Source organism: Thauera aminoaromatica S2 (genome assembly GCF_000310185.1).
In the GTDB taxonomy this organism is placed as follows: domain Bacteria; phylum Pseudomonadota; class Gammaproteobacteria; order Burkholderiales; family Rhodocyclaceae; genus Thauera; species Thauera aminoaromatica.
Genome location: NZ_AMXD01000202.1, coordinates 1 through 4,918 on the forward strand (window position 1 = coordinate 1; position 4,918 = coordinate 4,918).

Annotated in this window: 4 protein-coding genes and 1 riboswitch; of the genes, 1 reads left to right on the forward strand and 3 read right to left on the reverse strand. The window is 69.2% G+C overall.

Annotated elements, in window-relative coordinates; all coding sequences use genetic code 11:
* The 3 genes from C665_RS18360 to thiD form a co-directional block, all read right to left on the reverse strand.
* The coding region (locus tag C665_RS18360; RefSeq protein WP_004326184.1) for an SWIM zinc finger family protein at positions 1–1,230 on the reverse strand (1,230 nt) is incomplete at its 3' end.
* A gap of 158 nt (positions 1,231–1,388) precedes the next feature.
* Positions 1,389–3,308 carry a phosphomethylpyrimidine synthase ThiC gene (gene thiC / locus C665_RS18365; protein WP_004326186.1) on the reverse strand — a complete coding sequence of 640 codons (1,920 nt, stop codon included), beginning with the start codon at positions 3,306–3,308 and terminating at the stop codon, positions 1,389–1,391.
* Positions 3,309–3,324: 16 nt separating this feature from the next.
* Positions 3,325–4,218, reverse strand: coding sequence for a bifunctional hydroxymethylpyrimidine kinase/phosphomethylpyrimidine kinase (gene thiD, locus C665_RS18370; protein WP_040829663.1), 894 nt, complete (start codon positions 4,216–4,218; stop codon positions 3,325–3,327).
* Positions 4,212–4,307: riboswitch (TPP riboswitch) on the reverse strand. Its footprint overlaps the gene before it by 7 nt.
* Before the next feature lie 97 nt (positions 4,308–4,404).
* On the opposite strand from thiD, the gene C665_RS18375 reads away from it, so the two are divergent.
* On the forward strand, positions 4,405–4,918 hold a 514-nt coding region (locus C665_RS18375), incomplete at its 3' end, for a surface-adhesin E family protein (RefSeq protein ID WP_337958116.1).

The window sequence follows — 4,918 nt, forward strand, 5'->3', positions numbered from 1 at the left end:
GGTCAGGCGCGCGCTGCGGCCGTCGGGCAGGGGGTGGAAGAGGCGGGCGTCGCCGGCATCCACGGTGACCGTGCCGTAGCGGAAAGCGACCAGGGCGAAGTCGAACTGGTAGGTGCCGTGGGGCGCGTACTGGCGAAAGCGCGCGTGGTAGGTGGGACGCGTCTCCAGGCGCAACACCGGCACCGGCGTGCCGCCGAGTTCGACCGGCGGCTCGCCGCGTTGCGTGGGCGCGGGCAGGCTGGGCGCCACCTCGGCCAGGGTCTCGGCAACCAGCTCGGATTCGGCCTGGCTGAGCGGCGGCAGCCAGAGCAGGCGCTGCACCAGCTCGGGCGGAACCTCGAGCGTGATCGGGCCGCACTCGGCCTTGGCGGTGTCGATGTACCAGGGCGGCAGCAGCGGCAGCACGCGGTCGGCGGAGGGCTCCACCCGCAGCACCGGGGCACGCAAGCCTTCGGAAGTGATCGTCCAGTCGGGTGTGCCGGAGCGCGCCTCGCCCAGCCCGAGTACGCGGCCGCCGAGACTGCCGAAATGCGCGCGGCCGCTGGAAATCAGCCGTCGCATCAGCTCGTCGCTGTGGCGCCCCTCGAGCGGCAGGCCGTCGTCCGTGTCGAAATGACCGCGCGGGCGATGCGCCCACAGCAGGCGCAGCAGGTCCAGGTCGGTTTCGTCGACGAACGCGGGCGGGGTCTGCAGCGCGCGCTCGATGTTGCTCCACGGCTCGCGCTGACGGATGTCTCCATGCTGGTCTAGGCGGACCTTGTGGCAGGTGACGCTGAAGTCGCCGCCGCACTGGCTGGGTTCGATCACATAGCGCAGCGCGTACGCGACCGAGGCGGGCTTGCGCTTGCGCGTTTCGTCTTTCGCGAGGCTGGCCGCGGTCTCGCGAAAGCCCTTCACCCAGGCTAGTACCTGCTCGCGCGGGCGGTCGGGGCGGCGGCGCTGGTGCAGCCACACCAGCATCATCGCCGCGACGTGCTTGCAGCCGTAGCCCATCGGGCAGGTGCACGAGCTGGTCAGGATCGAGGCGCCGTCTTCAAGGCCGAACGCCTCTTCCACCTCGGCCTCGACGGTGTAGGGCGTGCGCTGGCGACCCTTGACCAGGGCCGACACCGTGTCGCCCTCGGCGGACAGCGCGCTGACCCGGCTGACGTAGCCCAGGCCCTTGGCCACGGTTTCCACGCCGAGTGCGGCGATCAGGTCATCCTGGGTGAAAGCTTCGAGCAGGTTCATCGGCGCGCGGCAGGCCCGGGGCGGGCATAAACGGGAGAACCCGACAGTTTATACGCCAGCCTGCAGCGCACGTGTGCGGCGGGCCGGAAAAATGCGCGTGCACAATGCAAACGGGCCGCGATGGCGGCCCGTCGATGCTTACGTCAGCGGAGCGCGCATCACACGTTCCGATACACCTCGGCCCCGCTCTTCACGAACTCCACCGCCTTCACCTCCATGCCCTTCTGCAGCGCTTCGGCCTCGTCCACACCCTGCTGGGCGGCGAAGTCGCGCACGTCCTGGGTGATCTTCATCGAGCAGAAGTGCGGGCCGCACATCGAGCAGAAGTGCGCCACCTTGGCCGAGTCCTTGGGCAGGGTCTCGTCGTGGAATTCCTTCGCCTTGTCGGGGTCGAGGCCGAGGTTGAACTGGTCCTCCCAGCGGAACTCGAAGCGCGCCTTGGAGAGCGCGTTGTCGCGGATCTGCGCGCCCGGGTGGCCCTTGGCCAGGTCGGCGGCGTGCGCGGCGAGCTTGTAGGTGATGATGCCTTCCTTGACGTCCTGCTTGTTGGGCAGACCGAGGTGCTCCTTGGGCGTGACGTAGCACAGCATGGCGGTGCCGTACCAGCCGATGGTCGCCGCGCCGATGCCGCTGGTGATGTGGTCGTAGCCGGGCGCGATGTCGGTGGTGAGCGGCCCCAGGGTGTAGAAGGGCGCCTCCTTGCACCACTCGAGCTGCAGGTCCATGTTCTCCTTGATGAGCTGCAGCGGCACGTGGCCGGGGCCCTCGATCATGACCTGCACGTCGTGCTTCCAGGCGATGTCCGTGAGCTCGCCCAGGGTCTTCAGCTCGCCGAGCTGGGCCTCGTCGTTGGCATCGTAGATCGAGCCCGGGCGCAGGCCGTCACCGAGGCTGAAGGCCACGTCGTAGGCCTTCATGATCTCGCAGATGTCCTCGAAGTGCTCGTAGAGGAAACTCTCCTTGTGGTGCGCCAGGCACCACTTGGCCATGATCGAGCCGCCGCGGCTGACGATGCCGGTCATGCGGTTGGCGGTGAGCGGCACGTAGCGCAGCAGCACGCCGGCGTGGATGGTGAAGTAGTCCACGCCCTGCTCGGCCTGTTCGATCAGGGTGTCGCGGAAGATCTCCCAGGTCAGGTCCTCGGCCTTGCCGTTCACCTTCTCCAGGGCCTGGTAGATCGGCACCGTGCCGATCGGCACCGGCGAGTTGCGGATGATCCACTCGCGGGTTTCGTGGATGTTCTTGCCGGTGGACAGGTCCATGACCGTGTCGCCGCCCCAGCGGATCGACCAGGTCATCTTGTCGACTTCCTCGGCGATCGAGGAGGTGACCGCCGAGTTGCCGATGTTGGCGTTGATCTTGGTGAGGAAGTTGCGGCCGATGATCATCGGCTCGCTCTCGGGGTGGTTGATGTTGTTGGGGATGATGGCGCGCCCGCGGGCGATCTCGTCGCGCACGAACTCGGGGGTGATCGTCGCCGGCAGGCTGGCGCCGAAGTTCTGCCCGGGGTGCTGGCGCAGCATCATGTCGGCCATCTTCTGGCCCTTGAGGCCGCCGCTGGCGCGCAGCGAGGCGATGTACTGCTCGCGGTTCAGGTTCTCGCGGATGGCGACGAATTCCATCTCGGGCGTGATGATGCCGCGGCGGGCGTAGTGCATCTGGGTGACATTCGCACCGGCCTTGGCGCGGCGCGGCTTGCGGTGCAGGCCGGGGAAGCGCAGCTCGTCCAGGGTCTTGTCGGCGGCGCGCTGGCGGCCGAATTCGGACGAAAGATCGGGCAGCAGCTCGGTGTCGCCACGCTCCTCGATCCACTGCTGGCGCAGCGCGGGCAGGCCGGAGCGGATGTCGATCTTCGCCGCCGGGTCGGAGTAGGGGCCGGAACAGTCGTAGACGAAGATCGGCGGGTTCTGCTCGGCGCCGAAGGAGGCCGGGGTGTCGGCCTGGGTGATCTCGCGCATCGGCACGCGGATGTCGGGGCGCGAGCCCTCGACGTGGATCTTGCGCGAGTTGGGCAGCGGGGCGATCGCGGCCTCGTCGACGTGGGCCTTGGCGGCGATGAATTTTTCGTTGGCGTTCATGCTGTCTCCTGGGGGCTTACTTGCGCCACAGCGCGTGGAAGTGATGCACCGGCCCGTGGCCGCTGCCGACCGCGAGTTCGCCGGAGCGCGCGATCGCGCCCAGCAACCACTGGCGGGCGTGGCGCACCGCGGTCTCGACCGGGCGGAACTGGCCTTCGGCCTGCGGCAGCAGCGCGGCGATCGCGGAGCTGAGCGTGCACCCGGTGCCGTGGGTGTTCTTCGTTTCGATGCGTTGCGCCGGCAGCTCGACCATGCGGTCGCCGTCGAACAGCAGGTCGACCAGGTCGTTGCCGGGCAGGTGGCCGCCCTTCAGCAGCACCCAGCGCTCGGAGGACAGCGGCAGGAGCTCGCGCAGGCGCTCGGCGGCGCGGTACATCTCCTTGACCGTGTCGGGTGCGCGCCGCTCGAGCAGCACGCCGGCCTCGGGCAGGTTGGGGGTGATCAGGAAGGCCTGCGGGAAGAGCGCCTCGCGCAGCGCCGAGATCGCGCTCTTCGCCAGCAGGCTGTCGCCGCTCTTGGCCACCATGACGGGGTCGAGCACCACCCTGGCCGCCTGCCAGTGCGCCAGGCGCTCGGCCACCGTGGTGGTGACCTCGGCGCTGCCGAGCATGCCGATCTTGGTGGCGTGGATGGCGACGTCCTCGAACAGGGTGTCGATCTGCAGGCGCAGGAAGTCGGTGGGCGGCACATGCACGCCGGTGACGGTGCGGGTGTTCTGCGCGGTAAGTGCGGCGACCACGCCGCAGCCGTAGGCGCCGAGCGCGGAAAAGGTCTTGAGGTCGGCGAACACGCCGGCGCCGCCGGACGGGTCGACGCCGGCGATGGACACCACGTTCGGGATGCGGGAAGCCGGCCCGGACGATGCGGACGGCGCGCTGCCGGGGGCAGCGGAGCTTGCGGACGAACTCATGAACGACGTTTCCCTACGCCGGTGCGAGCCGGATCAGGTTCCAAGGGTGTTTCTCAGCCCGTGCGCGGCGGGCACCCCTAACGAGAGCGTGGGAAGATACTGTATGCACTTTCGCGTGGCAAGCCGCTCAAGATCCCGCCCTCGCGGTCGTTTAGCAGGATGGAACGCCATCCCATGCCGACGCCGATGAAAAACCCGCGCCCTCTCCTTCTTGCCGTGCTGCTCGCCCATGTCGCCGGCGCGGTCTGCGCCGCCGACTGGCAGCTCGTGTTGAGCGACCGCGACCGCCGCATCGAGATCGATCGCGCGAGCGTCCTCCGCTCGGACGCCGGCACCAAGATCTCCTGGGGGCGGGTGGTGCTGACCTCGGAGGAGGCGCGGCGCTCCGGCTATGCCATGATCAAGGCGCTCAACCGCTACGACTGCCGCAACCGCAGCTTCGCCACGGTCAAGCGGGTGTATGTCGATGCCGACGACAACATCGTGCGCGAGGAGCCGGTGGCGGCCGAGGCGCCGATCGCGGTGGCGCGCAACACGGTGGACGAGCGCATGTGGCGCGAGGTGTGCGATCCGCCCTCGGCGGTCGAGCTGCAGAAGATGGCGGCCGAGGCGGCCCGGATCGCGAGCGCGCAGCCGGCGGCGGTGGCGGCCCCTGGGGGCGCCGCAGCGCCCGCGGCTGCGGCGGTTTCGACGCCCCCTG

Coding starts and splice junctions, on each gene's coding strand:
- thiD (WP_040829663.1), bottom strand. CDS start 4,218: ATGAGTTCGTCCGCAAGCTCCGCTGCCCCCGGCAGCGCGCCGTCCGCA.
- thiC (WP_004326186.1), bottom strand. CDS start 3,308: ATGAACGCCAACGAAAAATTCATCGCCGCCAAGGCCCACGTCGACGAG.